Source organism: Bradyrhizobium sp. AZCC 1721 (genome assembly GCF_036924715.1).
Taxonomy (GTDB): Bacteria; Pseudomonadota; Alphaproteobacteria; order Rhizobiales; family Xanthobacteraceae; genus Bradyrhizobium.
The window spans coordinates 1,440,861-1,459,693 of sequence record NZ_JAZHSB010000001.1 but is presented as its reverse complement, the minus strand read 5'-3'; the positions used below and the strand labels follow the sequence as shown (position 1 = coordinate 1,459,693).

The following is an 18,833-nucleotide window of genomic DNA, read 5'->3' as shown; positions in this document are numbered from 1 at the left end:
TCTTTAATATAGGCCGTATTCCCGTGAAGCAATCAGCCGATCGCCATTCTGGAGCTTGTCAAGGACGGCAAATCTTGCCGCCGGGCAGAAAAGGCGGCCGTGGTCACGCTCCGAAATCCCGACGCCATCCTTTTAACTATTTGAAATTACACGATATTTTTTACCGCAGCGGCTGGCCCGGTCCTTGCTGAATGGTAGCCGAGAGCTCAGCGCGAGGGTTACCGTGGTTAGTGTCACGTCAGAAGTATCGGCAAACGCATCTTTCCAGAGCGCGGCGGCGAGGTCCGCCCGGCCGGATTCCGATCCGCCCGGCGGAAACGACAGCTTCGCGGCGCTGGTCGACAGCAACACGGCCGCGAGCCACAACGACCGCGCGCAGGACGCAGCGCCCTCCCCGCGCCGCTCCGACGACGCGCAATCAGCTTCCGACAACCGTTCGCGCGACAGCGCCGCCGCATCCGACAAGGCCGACAAGGCCGCGCGCAACGATTCGAACAATCGCGACGCCGCGGCCAAGATGCGCGACGACAAGACACGGGACGACAAGACACTCGACGCCGGCAAGGTTGACGCCGACACCAACGCCGATGCCGAGACCAAGTCCGCAAAGACCGGTCGCGCCAAATCGAAGTCCGACGCACCGAAGTCCGAGAAGGCGTCGTCCGACGAAGCGACGCAGGCGTCTTCCGCAGACGCCTCACCGACCGATCAGACCGAACTGGCGCACGATGGAACGGCCGTGGTAACGGCCGACGCGATTGCCGCCACCATCCCTGCTGCCGCAACGCCGCCGGCGACGACGGCCTCCGCCGCACCCGCGACCGATAAGGCAACCGCGCCGCTTGCCATCGCGGCGGCTGCGATTGCAGCCTCCGCTTCGCTCGCCGCCGAGACCGCACCAGCCAGTCCCGCCGGTGAAAGCGCCGAAGCGACCGCCACCACGACCGCGAACGCTGCGCAAGGGGACGGTACCAAGACCAACGCACAGGGCATCGGCCAGGCCGTCAGCGCGCAGGCCACATCCGCCGACCCGTCCGTCACAACCGGCATCGCTCAGGCCGCTTCGGTAGTTGCAGCGACACCCGCCGCCACCAAATCGGCCATGCCGCTCAAGAGCCCCGATCTCGCCCGAAAAGGCGCCACGACGGTCGTCGAGCAGGTCAAACCCACCGACGCGATCGCACCCGCAGCGCCTGCCGCTGATACCATCGTGCCCGCCGTCACGCCACCAACCGAAGCCGCAGGCAAGTTGAAGACCGAGAATGGCAGCGCCGAGACCGTGAAGGCCGATGCCTTGGGCAATCACATCGCGCCGTCGGCCGCCAACGCCAACGCGCATTTTGCCGCCCCAGATGTTGTCGGCCAGACGCCGGTCAATACGTCCGGCAACGGCCTGCAGGCCGCCGGCACGATCCAGACGCAGCAACCGGCCGCTTCCACCACGACGGCGGCTGCCGCTACCCAACTTACCGCCACGGCAGCCACAAGCTCAGCGGTGCCGGTCAGCGGGCTTGCGATGGAAATCGCCGCTTCCGCCAAGAGCGGCAAGACTCGCTTCGAAATCCGGCTCGATCCCGCTGAACTCGGCCGCATCGACGTCCGCATCGATGTCGATCGCCACGGCCAGGTGACGTCGCATCTGACCGTCGAACGGCCGGAAACGCTGTCGATGCTGCGTCAGGACGCCAACCAGTTGCAGCGCGCACTCGACAACGCCGGCCTCTCGACCGGCAACGGCGGACTGCAGTTCAGCCTGCGCGACCAGTCTTCGCAGGGCCAGAACGACGGCAACCAATCCAATCCCAACGCCCATCGCCTGGTGGTGAGCGAAGAAGACAACGTTCCGGCCGTCGTCGCCGGCCGCAGCTATGGTCGCATGCTCGGTTCGAGCGGCGGCGTCGATATCAGGGTTTAAGGAGATCGCCATGGCAGTCGATGCAGCAACCATGCCGACAACGGTCGTCTCGGCGCCGGGAACCGGCACCGCGACGAGCAACTACACCGCGTCGGAGAAGACGACGGGAATCGCGGATAATTTCCAGACCTTCCTGACGCTGCTGACCACGCAGTTGCAGCACCAGAACCCGCTCGATCCGCTCGACACCAACCAGTTCACCCAGCAGCTCGTGCAGTTCGCCGGCATCGAGCAACAGCTCAAATCGAACGAGCAGTTGAAGGCGCTGGTGGAAATCGAAAAGAGCGCCCAGGCGACGCAGGCGCTGGTCTACGTCGGCAACATGGTCGCCGTCGACGGCAGCAAGGCGCAGTTCGACAAATCGGCGACGTGGAATTTCAATTCCGAGAAAGACACCAGCGCTACGATCACGATCACCAATTCGGCGGGACAGACGGCCTATACCGGCAACTATACGCTGAAGAAGGGCGGCTCCAGTTTCGTCTGGGACGGCAAGGGCAATGACGGCGTGCAATCGCCGGCCGGCACTTACACCTTGACCGCCACGGGCAAGGACAGTTCGGGCAACAACGTCGCGATTTCCACCGAAGTCCAGGGCATCGTCGATTCAGTCGATCTCAGCGCCTCTCCGCCGCTGCTGTCGATCGGCGGCCAGAGCTACACCACCGACAAAATCAAGCGCGTGGTCCGTCCGACCTCCTCCAGCTAAGCCCGGCCCACTCGCCTCGGCTGATCCACCGCTCCCGGCCCGGCAATCCCTGATTGTACGCAAAAGCGTCACAGGGAACCGGGCCGGAGCCATTTTCGGTCATTTTCAAGGAGATTCGTATTGAAGCCGTAGGCTTAGGCAAATTTTAAGCCGAGGGGCGTAGGTTACCATGGTGAGTTCAGTGGTTGAGAGTTTGTGAGTACGCCATGACAGAACCCCATCGCCCGAGGGTGAAATACGTCATCGGGCCTGACGGCAGTCCGTTAACAATTGCTGACCTGCCTGCGCCAGGCACCAAACGGTGGGTGATCCGCCGCAAAGCCGAAGTTGTCGCTGCGGTCCGTGGTGGCCTGCTCTCCCTCGAGGAGGCCTGCAGCCGCTATACGCTAACCGTCGACGAATTCCTGTCGTGGCAGTTTTCCATCGACCAGCATGGCCTGGCAGGCTTGCGGACCACCCGGATCCAGCAATATCGCCAGTAAACTCTCCCGGATCGAAAGATTTGATGAAAACCGGCTTCGTTTTGCGAAGCCGGTTTTTTTCATGCCGGAACTATTCGCGGCGGCTTTAAGGGTTGTTAACCATATGGAAACCATCCCCTAGGCAATAATTGCCCAGTCGGTCCCTCGGGCCGAATCCCTGGGGGCGGTTGGTGCAAAGTCTCGTTGCTTTCCTGAAAGGCCTGGGCGCAGCGCGGCTGATGGCCATGGTTGCGGTGACGACCGCGCTGATCGGCTTCTTCGCCTTCGTCATCATGCGTGTCACCACGCCGCAGATGACCACCCTGTTCACCGACCTCTCCTTTGAAGATTCCTCCAGCATCATCAAGGATCTTGAACGCCAGGCCATTCCCTTCGAGCTGCGCAACGAAGGCGCGGTCATCATGGTCCCGAAGGACAAGGTCACCAGGCTGCGGATGAAGCTGGCCGAAAGCAACCTGCCCAAGGGCGGTGGTGTCGGCTACGAGATTTTCGACAAGTCCGACGCGCTGGGCACCACGAGCTTCGTCCAGAACATCAACCATCTGCGCGCGCTGGAGGGCGAACTTGCCCGCACCATCCGCGCCATCGACCGCATCCAGGCCGCCCGCGTCCATCTGGTGCTGCCGGAACGGCCATTGTTCGCCCGCGAGGCGCCGGAGCCGTCGGCTTCGATCGTGGTGCGGGTGCGCGGCAGCCTCGAACCCCAGCAGATCCGCGCCATCCGGCACGTCGTTGCCTCCGCCGTCAACGGACTAAAGCCGCAGCGGGTGTCGATCGTCGACGAAGCCGGCCGGTTGCTGGCCGACGGCGCCAGCAAGGACCCCGAGATCGCCGTCGGCGACGAGCGCCGCACCGCCTTCGAGAGGCGCATGCGCAACGAAGTCGAGGCGATCGTCTCCTCGGTGGTGGGCCAGGGCCGCGCCCGCGTCCAGCTCACCGCCGACTTCGACTACAACAAGGTCACCCAGACTTCCGACAAGTTCGATCCCGAGGGCCGCGTACTGCGCTCCACCCAGACCCGCGAGGAATCTTCCCTCACTGCCGAGAACAATGGCCAGGTAACGGTCAACAACGAACTGCCCGGCAATCAAACCAACACCACGCCGGCGGCCCGCGACCAGAGCAAGAAGAGCGAGGAGACCAACAACTACGAGATTTCCCGCACCACCAAGACCGAGGTCACCGAGGCCGGACGGGTCAACCGGATCTCGGTCGCGGTGCTGGTCGATGGCGCCTACACCAAGAACGAAAAAGGCGAAATGGTCTATCAGGACCGCAGCAAGGAGCAGCTCGACCGCATCGCCACGCTGGTGCGCTCGGCGATCGGCTTCGACCAGAAGCGGGGCGATCAGGTCGAGGTCGTCAATCTCCGCTTTGCCGAAGCGCCCTCCGTGCCAGCGGTCGTCGAGCCGGGCGGGCTTCTCGGCATGCTGCAGTTCACCAAGGACGACGTCATGTACGTCATCGAGCTCGGTGTCATGATGCTGCTCGGCCTCGTGGTGCTGTTCCTGGTGATCCGTCCGCTGGTCAAGCGCATCCTGGCTGCCGAAGTCGTTCCCGCACTGACCGAACCGACGCCCGCATTGATCGAGGGCAGCGGTCCAAACGGAGAACTCGGGCCCAATCAGGCCTTGATTGCCGGCACCAGCGGCACCGCCCAGTTGATCGACGTCGCACAGGTCCAGGGCCAGGTCCACGCCCAGGCCGTGCACAGGGTTGGCGAACTGGCCGAACGTAATCCGAACGAGACCGCCTCCATTGTTCGCCAATGGTTGAGCGAACCCGCCGAGAGCTGACATGGCCGCCGTACCGCAAACCTCAAACGCCAACGATATCACCACCGTCATCTCGGCGCTGGCGAGCCGTCAGAGCAACCGGCCCAAGGGCAAGCCGTTGAGCGGCCCGAAGCGCGCCGCCATCCTGATGCTGGCGCTGGGCGAGCAATATGGCGGCAAGGTATGGTCGCTGCTGGACGACGACGAGGTGCGCGAACTGTCGATCCACATGTCGACGCTCGGCACCGTCGAGGCCGATGTCGTGGAAGACCTGCTGCTCGAATTCGTCTCGCGGATGTCGGCCTCCGGCGCCCTGATGGGCACCTTCGACGCCACCGAACGGCTATTGCAGCAATATCTGCCCTCCGAGCGCGTCAGCGGCATCATGGATGAAATTCGCGGCCCCGCCGGCCGCAACATGTGGGAGAAGCTTTCCAACGTACAGGAAGAGGTGCTCGCCAACTACCTCAAGAACGAATACCCGCAGACCATCGCGGTGGTGCTGTCGAAGCTGAAGCCCGAGCACGCCGCGCGTGTGCTGGCGATCCTGCCCGAGGACCTCGCGCTCGATGTGGTCGGCCGCATGCTGAAGATGGAAGCCGTCCAGAAAGAAGTCATCGAGCGCGTCGAGCAGACGCTGCGCACCGAATTCATGTCCAACCTGTCGCAGACCCGCCGCCGCGACGCCCACGAGGTGATGGCCGAAATCTTCAACAATTTCGACCGCCAGACCGAGACTCGCTTCATCACCTCGCTGGAAGAGGAAAACCGCGAATCCGCCGAGCGCATCAAGGCGCTGATGTTCACCTTCGACGACCTGATCAAGCTCGATTCCGCCTCGGCCCAGACGCTGATGCGCAACGTCGACAAGGACAAGCTCGGCATCGCGCTCAAGAGCGCCAATGAAGAGGTGCGCGCCTTCTTCCTCGGCAACATGTCCTCGCGCGCCGGCAAGATGCTGCTGGACGACATGGCCGCGATGGGACCGGTGCGGCTGCGCGACGTTGACGAGGCGCAGGCACTGCTCGTCAACCTCGCCAAGGACATGGCCGCCAGGGGTGAAATCACCCTGACCAAGAACCGCGCCGACGACGAATTGGTGTACTGATGGCCGCGCCCGCAAAATTCCTGTTCGACACCGACTTCGCAGCGCCCGACAGGACGCGCGAGCGTGCCGCCACGGCCGCCGAGATCGCGCAGAAGGTCGCGGAGGCCGAGGCACGTGCCTACCGCGCCGGCTACGAGGCGGCCCAGCACGAGGCCAAGGTCGAGAGCGACCGCCGCTCGGCGCTGGCGCTGGAAGAGATCGGCATCGCCATCAAGGGCATCGCCACGCGTTTCTCCGGCATCGAGGCCAGGATGGAAACCGAGGCCGTCGATGTCGCGGTCGCTGTGGCACGCAAGCTGTGTAGCGAGCTGATCGGCCGCGAGCCGCTCGGCGAGATCATGGCGCTGGTCAGCGACTGCTTCTCGCATCTGGTCGCCACCCCACATCTCGTCGTCCGCATCAACGAGCAGCTCTACGAGGCCGCCCGTGAGAAGATCGAACGCCAGGCGGCCCAAAGCGGCTTCGAGGGCCGGCTCGTCATCCTGGCCGAGCCCGGCATCGCCACCGGCGACTGCCGGATCGAATGGGCCGACGGCGGCGTCGTGCTGGAGCGCGCGGCCATCGAAGCGAAGATCAGTGAACTCGTCGGGCGCTATCTGGCGTCCCGCGATCAGGCCGCAATGTGAAGGCCATGAGGACTGAACCATGAGTGACACCGACGCACAGGTACCACTACCCGATCTCAACGCCGCGGATGCGCCGCCGGTCGATGACCTCGCCTACAACGAGGACGAACAGGCCTCGCGCATCGCAGCCGACCTCGAGGCCGTATTCGACGTGCCCGTGCAGGTCTCGGCCGTGCTCGGCCGCTCCAAGATGGACGTCGGCGAGCTGCTGAAGCTCGGACCCGGCACCGTGCTCGAACTCGACCGCCGCGTCGGCGAAGCCATCGACATCTACGTCAACAACCGCCTGGTGGCGCGTGGCGAAGTCGTGCTGGTCGAAGACAAGCTCGGCGTGACCATGACGGAAATCATCAAGGCGGAACGCAACTAACAATTTTGGCGATACGCGCGCGTGAGGCGCGAACAGACGGACAGGAGACAGACATGCGGCTTCTCATCGTTGGCACATTGAAGGGCCAGCTCACGACCGCCACCAAGATCGCGATGGAAAACGGGGCTTCGGTGACCCATGCCGAGGCGACCGAACAGGCGATGGCCGTGCTGCGCGGCGGCAAGGGTGCCGACCTGCTGCTGGTCGACGTCGCCCTCGACATCCGCGACCTGGTGATGCGGCTGGAAGCCGAACATATTCACGTGCCGATCGTGGCCTGCGGCATCTCCAATGATGCCCGCGCCGCGGTCGCCGCGATCCACGCCGGCGCCAAGGAATACATCCCGCTGCCGCCGGATCCGGAACTGATCGCCGCCGTGCTCGCTGCCGTCGCCAATGACTCACGTGATCTGGTTTATCGCGATGAAGCCATGGGCAAGGTGATCAAGCTGGCGCAGCAGATCGCGGGCTCCGACGCCTCCGTGATGATCACTGGCGAATCCGGAACCGGCAAGGAAGTGCTGGCGCGTTATGTCCACACCCGCTCGACCCGTGCCAAGCGGCCGTTCATCTCGATCAATTGCGCGGCGATTCCCGAACACCTGCTGGAATCCGAACTGTTCGGCCACGAGAAGGGCGCCTTCACCGGCGCGGTCGCCCGCCGTATCGGCAAGTTCGAGGAAGCCACCGGCGGCACGCTGCTGCTCGACGAAATCTCGGAAATGGACGTACGGCTGCAATCCAAACTGTTGCGCGCGATCCAGGAACGCGTGATCGACCGCGTCGGTGGCACCAAGCCGGTGCCGGTCGACATCCGCATCATCGCGACCTCGAACCGCAACCTCGCAGACGCCGTGCGCGAAGGCTCCTTCCGCGAGGATCTGCTGTTCCGCCTCAACGTCGTCAACCTGAAGATCCCGCCGCTGCGCGACCGTCCGGCCGACATCCTCGAGCTGGCGCAGCACTTTGCCAAGAAATACGCCGACGCCAACGGCGTGCCGCTGCGCCCCATTTCCGCCGATGCGCGGCGGGTGCTGACATCAAACCGCTGGCAGGGCAACGTTCGCGAGCTGGAAAACACCATCCACCGTTCGGTGCTGATGGCGCAAGGGGACGAGATTGGGCCTGAGGCCATCCTGACCCCCGACGGCGACCGCCTCGACCTCGCCAAGACCGCGCCTGCCGTGGCCCACGCCACCTTTGCCGCCGAACAGGTGACCCGTGCTCTCGTCGGCCGCACCGTCGCGGACGTGGAGCGCGACCTGATCCTGGAGACGCTGAAGCACTGCCTCGGCAATCGCACCCATGCCGCCAATATCCTCGGCATCTCGATCCGCACGCTGCGCAACAAGCTGAACGAATATGCCGACGGCGGGATACCGATTACGCCGGCGGGATCGGGCGACAGTCAGCGGTTTGTGGCGGCGGGATAGCACAGATCCCTCCGCCGTCATTGCGAGGGGCGAAGCGACGAAGCAATCCAGCTATCCGTTCTGCCGCAGCATGGATTGCTTCGCTACGCTCGCAATGACGTGGAAAGCGCGGAATAACTCGGCGCGTCGGGCTTGCGGAAAATGTGGATGGGGTCCCCGGGCTGCAGGTCGCGCCCGGTGAAAACAGCATAGGCATACAGCGCGAGATAGGCGATCGCGAGCGCGCCGATGCCGTAGAAAACCCAAGTAGCCAATCGCTTCATCGCGGATATCTAGAATGCCGGGCCGCAAATGGCCAACCCGTCGAGCGCGAGAAATCCGGAACTTTCGGCGGGATCGTCAGGTCCTTCGCGTGGACCGCGATGCAGGCAGACTCACATCCGCCAGTTTGAGCGCGTCTTCGTCGCGGTCGATGGCGACATACTGCCCCTGCCAATAGGCCAGCGCCGCGGTGCGCGTGGAGACGGCAACATCCAGCACGCGCCCAATGACAATCGCATGGGAATGCCGTTCGACCATATCCTCGACTTCGCAATCAATCGCGGCCAGGGCGTCTGTCAGTAGCGGCACTCCCGATACGCGCGTCGTCCAATGCGCGCCACCGAAGCGTTCGGTGCCCTTCAGTCCGCCTTTCCCGGTAAAGCGGTCGGCGATGTCGATCTGGTCCGAGGTCAGGATGTTGACGCCGAAGAAGCCATATCGTCTCATGAGCGGCCAGGACGAGGCTTCCCGGTTGATGCTGACGATCAAGGCGGGCGGGTCGACGGACAACGACGATACCGATGTAACCGTCATGCCTGAGATGTCCCAGCCTATGCCCGCGGTGATGACGCTGACGCCGCCCGTCAATCGGCGCATCGCCTGGCGAAAATCGCCTGCGGAAACCCCACGGTCGATCGAAACGTTGCAGACGATAGAGTTCATGGCCACCTCACAGGTCGGACGTGTCTTCAGTCCCTTGCAGCAGGTTCTTCAGGATCGAGCCCTCCAGCGCAGCAAGTTCCGCCGAGCCGCGCCGCCTGGGGCGCGGGATATCGACTTCGATGTCGTGGGCGATGCCGCCATCCTCGATGACCAGAACGCGATCGGCCAGCGCCACGGCCTCCGACACGTCGTGCGTCACCAGGATCGCGGTAAAGCCCTGGTCGTGCCAGACCCGTTCGAGCAGTCGCTGCATCGATATCCGTGTCAGCGCATCGAGCGCGCCGAGCGGCTCATCGAACGCCAGCACGCGGGGACGGCTCACCAGCGCCCGCGCCAGTGCCACGCGCTGCCGCTGTCCGCCGGACAGAACCGCCGGCCATTGCGCCCGCTTGTCGTCGAGACCGACCTCGACCAGCGCGCTTTCCGCCCTCGCCTGCGCATCCTGCGATGCCCGTTCGCGACCAAGCCCGACTTCGACATTTGAAAGCACCCGCGCCCAGGGCAGCAACCGCGGTTCCTGAAACATCACGCGGATGTCTTCGGCGCGCGCCTCCTCACCGAAGTCGATTCTGCCCGCGGTTACGGTCTCGAGGCCCGCGATCAGCCGCAGCAACGTGCTCTTGCCGCAGCCGCTGCGGCCGACGATGACGACGAACTGGCCGGCCGGAATGTGCAGGTCGATGCCGCGCAATACCTCGTTGTCGCCAAACGATTTGCGCAAGCCACGGATGGTAAGCGAAAGGCCGCGAGACGCAGTTCTCGGCCTGCGACGCGCAAACCGCGCTTGCTCGATGATCTCGGCGCGGCTCAAGGGGTCGGCATCCGACAAACGGAAACGAAGGGATTCTTGCATGATATCCTCAGTGTTTCTGGAAGGCTGGATGCCAGGAGAGCGTCAGCCGCTCCAGCGCGCGCGAGGCGCTGTCGGCCAGCTTTCCGAGCAAGGCATAGATCAGGATCGAGAGCGCCACGACGTCGATCAACATGAACTCGCGCGCCTGCATCGCCATGTAACCGAGGCCCGAAGAAGCGGCGATGGTTTCCGCCACGATCAGGGTCAGCCACATGATGCCGAGCGCGAAACGCAGACCGACGAAAATCGATGGCAGCGCGCCCGGGAAGATCACCCGCCGGAACAACTCGCCGTCGCTCATGCCGTAGATGCGGCCCATCTCGATCAATTGCGGATCGACCGTGCGGATGCCGTGCAGCGTATTCAGATAGATCGGGAAGAACACGCCGAGCGCGACCAGGAACAGCTTTGCGGATTCGTCGATGCCGAACCACAGGATGACCAGCGGGATCAGCGCCAGATGCGGGATGTTGCGCACCATCTGCAGTGTCGTGTCGGTGATTCTGCTGGAAATTTGCGACAAGCCATTCGCCAAGCCAAACGCGAAGCCGATGCTACCTCCGATCAGGAAGCCGACGCTGGCGCGCCAGAAGCTGACCCAGATGTTGCGCGCAAGCTCACCCGACAGCGCGAGCTTCCAGCCCGCCAGCGCGACGTCGCTCGGCGCCGGCAACACCCGCGCCGAGACGAAGCCGGTGACGCAGGCGGTCTGCCAGATCAGAATGGCCGCGAGCGGCACAATCCAAGGAACCAAGCCGTCGACGCGTGGCAGTTTTGGCGCGCGAACGCGGGGAAGACTGTCGATGAGACTCATGATTGCGACACCTGTTTTTGCGGCCGGTATTCATTGCCGATGGTTTCGCCGAACGGCCCCGTGTTGACGCGGATCGGTGTGACGTTGGTCGCTTTGTCCAGCGACAGCAACGGGAACACCAGTTCGGCAAATCGATAGGCTTCCTCCAGATGCGGATAACCGGACATGATGAAGGTATCGATGCCGATATCCTGATATTCCCTGATCCGCGCCGCCACCGTCTCGGGGTCGCCGACCAGCGCAGTGCCCGCGCCGCCGCGCACCAGGCCGACGCCGGCCCAGAGATTGGGGCTGATTTCCAGCTTGTCGCGGTGACCTCCGTGAAGCTGCGCCATGCGCTGCTGGCCGACCGAATCCATCCGCGCGAAGATCTTCTGCGCTGAGGCGACCGTCTCATCGCTCACGTGCTGGATCAGCTCATCCGCCGCCTTCCAGGCTTCCGTATTGGTCTCGCGCACGATCACATGCAGGCGAATGCCGAACGATAGCTTGCGGCCTCGGCTAGCTGCTACTGCTCTCACGCGGCTGACCTTTTCGGCGACCTGCGCCGGCGGCTCGCCCCAGGTCAAATATTTGTCGACGGTGTCGACGGCAACGTCGATGCCAGCATCGGACGATCCGCCAAAATAGAGCGGCGGCCGCGGGGACTGCATAGGCTGGAACAGCAGGCGCCCCTCCTCGATGCGGATATGCTTGCCGTCGACGTTGACGGTCTTTCCGGTCAGCAGGTCGCTATAAACATTGAGGAACGCGCGCGTTACCGCGTACCGTTCGTCGTGCGGCAGGAAGATGCCGTCGCCCTTGTTCTCAATCGGGTCACCGCCGGTGACGACATTGATCAGCAGACGTCCGTTCGACACCCGATCGAGCGTTGCGGTCATGCGAGCTGCAACGCTCGGCGACTGCAAGCCGGGTCGTACCGCTACGAGATAACGCAAGCGCTCGGTCCAAGGCGCGACAGCCGAAGCTACCACCCAGGAATCCTCGCAGCTCCGCCCGGTCGGCAGCAAGACGCCGAAATAGCCGAGTTGATCGGCGGCCTGCGCGATCTGGCGCAGGTAGTTGAAGCTCACCTCACGGCCGCCGGTAGTGGTGCCGAGATAACGGCCATCACCATGGGTCGGCAGGAACCAAAGGATATTGGCGTTGGGTTGCGCGCTCACGATCCGGACCTCCGTGCCACGTCAGAAATCTTGATTTGTTTTGGAATAAGTCCGAGCGAAAAGAACGTGTCCGCGACCTGTTGCTGGTCGGCGATCACGCTCTCGGTGACTGGTTTGATGCCGTAGGACTGCCGCTTGAGCGCGACTTCAACGACCGGAACGGAAAGCCCTATCGCCGGCGCCAGTTGCTGCGCTACGGCATGGATGTCGCCCTTGGCCCAGTCGTCGACCTCGCTCAGTTGAGCCAACACGAGATCGACGATCTTCGGATCGCTGTCGACGAACGTCTTCGACGAGAAGTAGAACTGGTAGTTCGAGACGATGCCGGTGCCATCGGCGAGCGTGCGCGCGCCGGTGGCGGCTTCGGCCGCGGCCAGGAATGGATCCCAGATTACCCAGGCATCCACGGCGCCGCGCTCGAACGCCGCGCGGGCATCGGCCGGCGCCAGGAATACCGGCTCGATCTCCGAATATTTGACACCGGCCTTCGCCAGCGCCTTAACAAGGAGATAGTGCACATTGGAGCCCTTGTTCAGCGCGACCTTCTTACCTTTCAGGTCGGCAACGGAGGCCAGCTTGCTGTCCTTCGGCACCAGGATGGCCTCGCCTTTTGGCGCCGGCGGCTCATAGGCGACGTACTGGATCGGCGCGCCCGCAGCCTGCGCGAAGATCGGCGGCGCTTCGCCGGTGTTGCCGAAATCGATTGCGCCGACATTGAGTGCTTCGAGCAGCGGAGGGCCGGATGGAAATTCCGTCCACACGACCTTGTAGCCGGCGGCCTTCAGCTTTTCCTCCAGCGTGCCCTTGCTCTTGAGCAGCACGAGCTTGCCGTATTTCTGGAAGCCGATGCGGACCACCTTTTCCTGCTTGGGGTCCTGCCCGTAACTGACGCCGACGCTCGCGGCGACCACGCTCGCCGACAGTACGGCAGCCGTCATCATTCGTTGAAACCAACGCATGTCCCTCTCCTGTGTGAAACGTGCTTTGAAGTCAGGTCTGGGTGGGGCGCCAGACGATCTCGCGGATGCTGATCTTCCTTGGAACGAGTCCCAGCTTGTGGAAACGATCCGCAACCGCCTGCTGAGTTTCGATGATGTCGTCCGTGACCGCGCCGATCACAAACGAGGCGCGGTTGGCCGCGACAATCTGGACTTCCAGCGGCACGCCGGTCACGGCGGCCAGCGCAGTCGCAACCTCTGTGCGGTGCGCCTCTGCCCATTGCGCGGCATCCGCCAGCCCCTTGATGACATCGCGGGTGTGCTGGACATTTGCATAGGCGAAATCGCGATTGGCAAGATAGAACGAGTTGGTTTTGGCGACCTCGTAGGCGTTGACAAGAATCCTTCCGTTCTGCCGCTTTTCGCCGATCGCAAAGTATGGATCCCAGATTGCCCAAGCCTCGATACTGCCATTGGCGAACGCCGGTCCGGCGTCGGGCGGCGACAGATAGACCGGCGTAACGTCCTCGTAGGTCAGCCCTGCCTTTTCCAGGGTTGCGATCACGACGTTATGCGCGCTGGTGCCTTTGGTGAATCCGATCCGCTTGCCTTTCAGGTCAGCGATCGTGCGAATCGTCGAATTGGCGGGAACGAGAATGCCCTGCCCGTTGGTGATCTGCGATCCCGCTACATAGACGATATTGGCATTGGCGGCCTGCGCGAAGATCGGCGGCGTATCGCCGACTGCGCCGAAATCGACGCTGCCGGTGTTCATAGCCTCCAGCAGCGGCGGACCGGAGGTGAATTCGATCCATTTGATCGCGATCTGCTTTGGCGCAAAGTGCCTTTCAAGCAGCGCCTGCTGGCGCGCGATCACGAGAACGCCGGTCTTCTGGTAGCCGATGCGGATTTGCTTGACGGATGATTGCGCGACTGCACGCGACGACAACGCGGCGATGGCGCCGCCAACCGACCATCCCAAGAACTTACGACGCTTCATTCCAGTTCTCCTGACGATCATGCGTGCAAGGCGCACGATCATGCGATGTCAGAATGATGGGACGGTCCGTATGAGCTGTCGAGCGTCTCGCGAAAATAACGATGCCCGCACTATCATGCGCGCATCGGGCGCTCTCATTGTTTCAACATTCGGATTGCCTGCAGCGAAATTCTTTCAACACAGAGACGTGAGGTTCCGTCTGCTCATGAAACGTTCACTCCGCAGCCGCTACCTTTGCCGCCGGCGCGACATTGATCGCGAGCTTGCCGTAGCGATCCGTAAAGGCCTCGGTGTCGATCTCCTCGAGTTGGATCGCCCCGCTCATCACGCCCTGCTTCCAGGCGTCGTGTTCGGGGTCGTTCTGGAATTCGGGCATCACCTCTTTGGCGAACAGTTCCAGCGACTCGCAGATGTGCTCATGGGTATTCTTGCCCGCCTGATTGAGCAAGATCACCTGGTCGATGTGGGATGAGCGGAAACGTCTTAGCTTTTTGCGGATGGTTGCCGGCGACCCGATCAGGCCGCCGCGCAGCGCCGCCTCCTGCGCCTCGGGATTTTCACGCTTCCATTTGTTGTACTCGTCCCACATGTTGACGGTGCCGGGGTCGGGACGCTGGCGGTTCTGCGAGGCGCCATAATAGCGCAGCGCGAACTGGAAGAAGGTGGCGCCGTCGGCACGCGCCCGTGCCTCCTCATCAGTCCTGGCGCACATGAAGAACGACACCAGCGCCATGTTCGGATTGATCTCGTAGTCCGCGAGTTTCTTCAGCCGCTTGGTGATCGCATTGTAATAGGCATGCACCCAGGCATGCGCCGCTTCCGCGCTGACGAACTGGAAGCCGAGCGCACCGAACCCGTTCTGGCCGGCGCGTTCGATGGTCGGGAGCTGCGAGCACGCCATCCACAGCGGCGGATGCGGCTTCTGAACGGGCTTGGGAACCACGTTGCGCAGGGGGATGTCGAAATACTTGCCGTGATGCTCGGTGCCAACCTTCGTGAACATCGGGAAGATCGCCTGAACCGCCTCCTCGAACACCTCGCGCTTGGTCTCCATGTCGCGGCCGAACGGCGTCAGTTCGGTGATGGAGGCACTCTCGCCCATGCCGAATTCGCAGCGGCCGTTGCTGAGCAAATCAAGCACCGCGACCCGCTCGGCGACGCGCGCGGGATGGTTGGTCGTGAGCTGGAAAATGCCGTGGCCAAGCCGGATATTCTTGGTGCGCTGGCTGGCGGCGGCGAGAAAGGATTCCGGCGCGGGCGAGTGCGAATATTCTTCCAGGAAATGATGTTCGACCACCCAGGCGTAGTCATAGCCGAGCCGGTCGGCGGTCTCGAGTTGCGTCAGCGCATTTTGGTAGAGCCGGAGCTCGTCGACCTCTTCCCAGGGGCGCGGCAGTTGCAGCTCGTAAAAGATGCCGAATTTCATGACGCCTCCCAGGACCGTTTGTTCAAGACTGCTTGTTGTTTTCGGTCAGTCTATTCGCCGCAAATGGCAAGTCTAGCCTTGGTCGCGAAATGCCAATTCCGCGTCACGGAAGTTGTCTTGCGTGGAACGCGCGAATGGTTAGCTTTACAGTCCGTTGAGTCGCGGCCTTCCGCCCGCTCTTCTCTCCATCTGGACCCCATGACCATTTTTACGCCGCATCAGGATTCCGCGCTGAAGGCCGTCGCCGAATGGCTGAAGGCCAAGCCGGGCCGCAACGGCATGCCGCCGGTGTTCCGCTTGTTTGGCTATGCCGGCACCGGCAAGACCACGTTGGCGCGGCACATCGCCGAGGGCGTCGACGGCGAGGTGAAATATGCCGCCTTCACCGGCAAGGCTGCGCTGGTGATGCGCAACAAGGGTTGCGACAACGCCTCCACCATCCATTCGCTGATCTACCGCGCCAAGGAATCTGGCGTCGAGCAGCCGAGCTTTGAGTTGTGGGACGACGCGCCGGCTTCGAAGGCGAAGCTGATCGTGATCGACGAATGTTCGATGGTCGACGCCGAACTCGGCCGCGACCTGATGTCGTTCGACTGTCCACTGCTCGTGCTCGGCGACCCCGCGCAGTTGCCGCCGATCCAGGGCGGCGGCTTCTTCACCAATTGCGAGCCCGACGCGATGCTGACGGAGGTGCACCGGCAGGCGCAGGACGACCCGATCGTGCGGATGTCGATGGACATTCGCGAGGGCCGCGAGCTCGAAATCGGCCGACACGGCGAGAGCGAAGTGGTGCCGCGCAGCGAGCTCGATCCCGACCGCGTCATGAGCGCCGACCAGGTGCTGGTCGGCCGCAACAACACCCGCCGCGCCTACAACATGCGGATACGGCAGAAGCAGAGCATCGAGGATCCCCTGCCGGTCGCCGGCGACAAGCTTGTCTGCCTGCGCAACAACCGCAAGAAGGGCCTGTTCAACGGCGGGCTGTGGCGCGTCAAGTCGCGGACCCAGCCGCGATCGAAATCGCAGATCCTGACCATGCGGCTGTCGCCTGATGAAGAGTTCGGCCACAAGGTCACCAAGGTCTCGGTGCGACACGATTGCTTCCAGGGCGGCATCGAGGCGATCCCGTGGGAGCAGCGCAAACCCTATGACGAGTTCGACTATGGCTACGTACTCACCGTGCACAAGTCGCAGGGCTCGCAATGGGACGACGTCGTGCTGTTCGACGAGAGTTTTGCATTTCAGGACAGCCGGGCAAGATGGCTGTACACCGGCATCACCCGCGCGGCGAAGCGGCTGAGCGTGGTGGTGTGACGGCCTCTTCCGTCATTGCGAGCGAAGCGAAGCAATCCAGAATCTCACCGCGGAGTCAGCCTGGATTGCTTCGTCGCTTCGCTCCTCGCAATGACGGCAGCGACCTACCTCCCCACCACGAAATAAAAATCCTCGCGTCCCGGCAATGAGCCGTAAGTGAACGGCTGCTGCGCGCGGTTGGTCGCCTTCCAGACGTCGTCGCGGACGATGTCGAACAGCTTGCGTACCTCGACCTTCGGCTCCTTGATGACGCGCGCGAGCACCGTGGCAAACGGGCTGTTGATGGAATCGCCGTCAAGCGCGGTCTCGCCATGCTTGGCAGCGTAGACCACCATGAAGCCGGCTTCCGGCTCGATGTTGGAGAAGCCGCGGTTGACCAGCTTTAGCGAAATCGTTCGCTGCATGGTCTTTTCAAAGGGATTGTCGCGGCAGGCATCAAGCATCACCAGCCGCAGCTTTCGCGCGCCGGCGACCGCGGCGATCACCTGCTCGAGCGCGACCGCCTGGGTCTCCGCGTCACTATCGGCCTTCAGCCTGGCATCCACCGGGATCAGGTAATTCACGCCGCCGATCTCCATGCCGTGACCGGCATAATAGACGACAGCCCAATCCGCCTTCTCAGCCTCCAGCCCGAACTCGTGCAGCGCGGCGAAGAATTTGTCCCGGGTGAGATCGGGCGCCAGCGTCACCGTGGCAAAGCCGAGTTCGCGAAAGGTCGAGGCGATCAGTTTGGCGTCGCGCGGCGGATTATCCAGCGGGGCGGCATTCTTGTAGGCGCCGTTACCGACGATCAGCGCGACCTTGCGCGGCCCCGCCGGTTGTGGCGTCGACGGCGCGGCGGTGCCCAGCAAGGCTTCCAGCCGCTCCTTGGCGATCCCGCGCGCAAGCGTGGTATCGATATCCTCGCGTCTTGCCGCGACGGCGTTGGCTGCCGAGCGATAGTCGGCGCGTGCGGCGGCAAGGTTGCGGCGTTTCTCGAAAAGCTGACCGCGGCCGACATAGGCGCGGACGTAGTTCGGATTGATCTTGAGCACCTGGTTGTAGTCGTTGAGCGCGGCATCGAGATTGCCCTTGCCGAGATAGGCATTGGCACGGCTGGTCAGCGCGTAAACGTTGTTCGGTGACTTGGCCAGCGCCGCATTGCAGTCAGCGAGCGCGTCATCAAACCTGCCCATGTTGGTGTAGGTAACGCACCGGTAGGCCGGAACATGCGGACCGTCGGGATTGACCTTTTGCGCCTCGGCATAGTCGGCGAGCGAGGCCTCGTACAGCTTCATCAATCCTTGCAGGCGGCCCCGGTTGTAGTGGTGCAGATAGCGGCTCTCGTCATTGAAGATATGTTTGACCGCCAGGTTGAACTCATCGAGCGCCCGCTGCAGATCTCCCCGGCGCATGAAGATGACGCCGCGGTTGTTGTAGGCACTGCCGAAGCTCGGGCGCAACTGCAGGCACAGATCGTAGTCGGCGAGCGCCCGCTCGTCGTCGCCCTTGTGGGCGTAGGCAATGCCGCGTGCGTTGATGACGTTGATATTCTGCGGCGCGATCTCGTGGGAGGCGGTGAACGCCGCGATCGCGCCATCGTAATCGCGCTTCTTCACCAGTGAATCGCCGCGATACCAGAAGGCGGCGGCCCTGGAGGTCCCCGTGATCTTCTCGTCGGCAATCACGCTTTCGCAGGCTGCGAGCCGCGCAGCCGGTTCCGCCGAGTTATTTCGGCAGGTCTCGACATCGCCCGCGGCCCGCGCGGGGCCGGCGGCGACAAGCAAGACGAGACCCAGCAACAAGGCCCGCAACATCGGCGGAACGCTCCGGCACATGGATTTTTGATCGCGGCGCGCGACCACCGATTCATTGTGGAAAGACCGGCCCGCACCGGTCAAGTGACGGATCTAACACTTGGGCAGATGGCCCTATTCACGAACTCGTGTGGCGCACCCCGTAACAATCCGCAGCCCGCGCCGTATCTTGGGCGTCGGCGAGAAT

18 protein-coding genes are annotated in these 18,833 nt (G+C 63.2%); 9 read left to right on the top strand and 9 right to left on the bottom strand.

The window, feature by feature from the left end; translation table 11 throughout:
- Positions 1-223 precede the first annotated feature (223 nt).
- The 8 genes from V1273_RS07105 to flbD all read left to right on the top strand — a co-directional run bounded on the left by V1273_RS07105 (position 224) and on the right by flbD (position 8,418).
- The gene (locus V1273_RS07105) at positions 224-1,915 is read left to right on the top strand and encodes a flagellar hook-length control protein FliK (RefSeq protein WP_334409156.1); all 1,692 of its coding nucleotides are present in this window, start codon (positions 224-226) and stop codon (positions 1,913-1,915) included.
- A 10-nt stretch (positions 1,916-1,925) separates the two neighbouring features.
- Complete coding sequence (locus V1273_RS07100; protein ID WP_334409154.1) at positions 1,926-2,624, top strand: flagellar hook assembly protein FlgD; 699 nt, start codon at positions 1,926-1,928, stop codon at positions 2,622-2,624.
- A 206-nt stretch (positions 2,625-2,830) separates the two neighbouring features.
- A complete protein-coding gene (gene sciP, locus V1273_RS07095; protein ID WP_002714638.1) occupies positions 2,831-3,106 on the top strand; it encodes a CtrA inhibitor SciP in 276 nt (91 codons plus the stop codon).
- A 170-nt stretch (positions 3,107-3,276) separates the two neighbouring features.
- Positions 3,277-4,902 (top strand): flagellar basal-body MS-ring/collar protein FliF, encoded by a 1,626-nt coding sequence (gene fliF / locus V1273_RS07090; RefSeq protein ID WP_334409153.1) that lies wholly within the window; start codon positions 3,277-3,279, stop codon positions 4,900-4,902.
- Position 4,903: 1 nt separating this feature from the next.
- Positions 4,904-5,989 carry a flagellar motor switch protein FliG gene (gene fliG / locus V1273_RS07085; protein ID WP_028349460.1) on the top strand — a complete coding sequence of 362 codons (1,086 nt, stop codon included), beginning with the start codon at positions 4,904-4,906 and terminating at the stop codon, positions 5,987-5,989.
- On the top strand, positions 5,989-6,615 hold the full coding sequence (locus V1273_RS07080) for a FliH/SctL family protein (RefSeq protein WP_334366895.1): 627 nt from the start codon (positions 5,989-5,991) through the stop codon (positions 6,613-6,615). Before fliG ends, V1273_RS07080 begins: the two co-directional genes overlap by 1 nt.
- Positions 6,616-6,634: 19 nt before the next feature.
- Positions 6,635-6,985, top strand: coding sequence for a flagellar motor switch protein FliN (fliN, locus tag V1273_RS07075; RefSeq protein WP_057847186.1), 351 nt, complete (start codon positions 6,635-6,637; stop codon positions 6,983-6,985).
- 53 nt (positions 6,986-7,038) lie between these two features.
- Positions 7,039-8,418: a sigma-54-dependent transcriptional regulator FlbD gene (gene flbD / locus V1273_RS07070; protein ID WP_334366894.1), complete on the top strand. Its 1,380-nt coding sequence runs from the start codon at positions 7,039-7,041 to the stop codon at positions 8,416-8,418.
- Positions 8,419-8,501: 83 nt separating this feature from the next.
- On the opposite strand, the gene V1273_RS07065 is transcribed toward flbD, so the two are convergent.
- From V1273_RS07065 to V1273_RS07030, 8 genes are all read right to left on the bottom strand, one after another.
- Entirely contained in the window at positions 8,502-8,681 is a 180-nt protein-coding gene (locus tag V1273_RS07065; protein WP_334383526.1) for a hypothetical protein, read from the bottom strand.
- Positions 8,682-8,757: 76 nt separating this feature from the next.
- The gene (locus V1273_RS07060; protein ID WP_334409152.1) at positions 8,758-9,342 is read right to left on the bottom strand and encodes a flavin reductase family protein; all 585 of its coding nucleotides are present in this window, start codon (positions 9,340-9,342) and stop codon (positions 8,758-8,760) included.
- Positions 9,343-9,349: 7 nt separating this feature from the next.
- Complete coding sequence (locus V1273_RS07055) at positions 9,350-10,195, bottom strand: ATP-binding cassette domain-containing protein (protein ID WP_334409151.1); 846 nt, start codon at positions 10,193-10,195, stop codon at positions 9,350-9,352.
- A gap of 7 nt (positions 10,196-10,202) precedes the next feature.
- Positions 10,203-11,009: an ABC transporter permease subunit gene (locus V1273_RS07050; RefSeq protein WP_334409150.1), complete on the bottom strand. Its 807-nt coding sequence runs from the start codon at positions 11,007-11,009 to the stop codon at positions 10,203-10,205.
- Positions 11,006-12,175 (bottom strand): FMNH2-dependent alkanesulfonate monooxygenase, encoded by a 1,170-nt coding sequence (ssuD, locus tag V1273_RS07045; protein WP_442894142.1) that lies wholly within the window; start codon positions 12,173-12,175, stop codon positions 11,006-11,008. Before ssuD ends, V1273_RS07050 begins: the two co-directional genes overlap by 4 nt.
- Positions 12,169-13,131, bottom strand: a complete 963-nt coding sequence (locus tag V1273_RS07040; RefSeq protein WP_334409148.1) for a sulfonate ABC transporter substrate-binding protein — start codon at positions 13,129-13,131, stop codon at positions 12,169-12,171. Before V1273_RS07040 ends, ssuD begins: the two co-directional genes overlap by 7 nt.
- Before the next feature lie 31 nt (positions 13,132-13,162).
- A complete protein-coding gene (locus tag V1273_RS07035; protein ID WP_334409147.1) occupies positions 13,163-14,110 on the bottom strand; it encodes a sulfonate ABC transporter substrate-binding protein in 948 nt (315 codons plus the stop codon).
- A gap of 214 nt (positions 14,111-14,324) precedes the next feature.
- The gene (locus tag V1273_RS07030; RefSeq protein ID WP_334409146.1) at positions 14,325-15,536 is read right to left on the bottom strand and encodes an LLM class flavin-dependent oxidoreductase; all 1,212 of its coding nucleotides are present in this window, start codon (positions 15,534-15,536) and stop codon (positions 14,325-14,327) included.
- A 198-nt stretch (positions 15,537-15,734) separates the two neighbouring features.
- Here V1273_RS07030 and V1273_RS07025 point away from each other — a divergent pair, with 198 nt between their 5' ends.
- The gene (locus V1273_RS07025) at positions 15,735-16,850 is read left to right on the top strand and encodes an ATP-dependent DNA helicase (protein WP_334383533.1); all 1,116 of its coding nucleotides are present in this window, start codon (positions 15,735-15,737) and stop codon (positions 16,848-16,850) included.
- A gap of 104 nt (positions 16,851-16,954) precedes the next feature.
- Here V1273_RS07025 and V1273_RS07020 read toward each other — a convergent pair whose 3' ends face one another.
- Complete coding sequence (locus V1273_RS07020; RefSeq protein ID WP_334409145.1) at positions 16,955-18,646, bottom strand: caspase family protein; 1,692 nt, start codon at positions 18,644-18,646, stop codon at positions 16,955-16,957.
- Positions 18,647-18,833: the final 187 nt, after the last annotated feature.

Bases quoted from the DNA above. Each gene is read 5' to 3' on its own strand.
- V1273_RS07100 (WP_334409154.1), top strand. From the start codon at position 1,926: ATGGCAGTCGATGCAGCAACCATGCCGACAACGGTCGTCTCGGCGCCG.
- V1273_RS07030 (WP_334409146.1), bottom strand. From the start codon at position 15,536: ATGAAATTCGGCATCTTTTACGAGCTGCAACTGCCGCGCCCCTGGGAA.
- fliN (WP_057847186.1), top strand. From the start codon at position 6,635: ATGAGTGACACCGACGCACAGGTACCACTACCCGATCTCAACGCCGCG.
- V1273_RS07035 (WP_334409147.1), bottom strand. From the start codon at position 14,110: ATGAAGCGTCGTAAGTTCTTGGGATGGTCGGTTGGCGGCGCCATCGCC.
- flbD (WP_334366894.1), top strand. From the start codon at position 7,039: ATGCGGCTTCTCATCGTTGGCACATTGAAGGGCCAGCTCACGACCGCC.
- V1273_RS07040 (WP_334409148.1), bottom strand. From the start codon at position 13,131: ATGCGTTGGTTTCAACGAATGATGACGGCTGCCGTACTGTCGGCGAGC.
- V1273_RS07055 (WP_334409151.1), bottom strand. From the start codon at position 10,195: ATGCAAGAATCCCTTCGTTTCCGTTTGTCGGATGCCGACCCCTTGAGC.
- V1273_RS07050 (WP_334409150.1), bottom strand. From the start codon at position 11,009: ATGAGTCTCATCGACAGTCTTCCCCGCGTTCGCGCGCCAAAACTGCCA.
- V1273_RS07065 (WP_334383526.1), bottom strand. From the start codon at position 8,681: ATGAAGCGATTGGCTACTTGGGTTTTCTACGGCATCGGCGCGCTCGCG.
- V1273_RS07025 (WP_334383533.1), top strand. From the start codon at position 15,735: ATGACCATTTTTACGCCGCATCAGGATTCCGCGCTGAAGGCCGTCGCC.
- sciP (WP_002714638.1), top strand. From the start codon at position 2,831: ATGACAGAACCCCATCGCCCGAGGGTGAAATACGTCATCGGGCCTGAC.
- V1273_RS07020 (WP_334409145.1), bottom strand. From the start codon at position 18,646: ATGTTGCGGGCCTTGTTGCTGGGTCTCGTCTTGCTTGTCGCCGCCGGC.
- V1273_RS07080 (WP_334366895.1), top strand. From the start codon at position 5,989: ATGGCCGCGCCCGCAAAATTCCTGTTCGACACCGACTTCGCAGCGCCC.
- fliG (WP_028349460.1), top strand. From the start codon at position 4,904: ATGGCCGCCGTACCGCAAACCTCAAACGCCAACGATATCACCACCGTC.
- V1273_RS07060 (WP_334409152.1), bottom strand. From the start codon at position 9,342: ATGAACTCTATCGTCTGCAACGTTTCGATCGACCGTGGGGTTTCCGCA.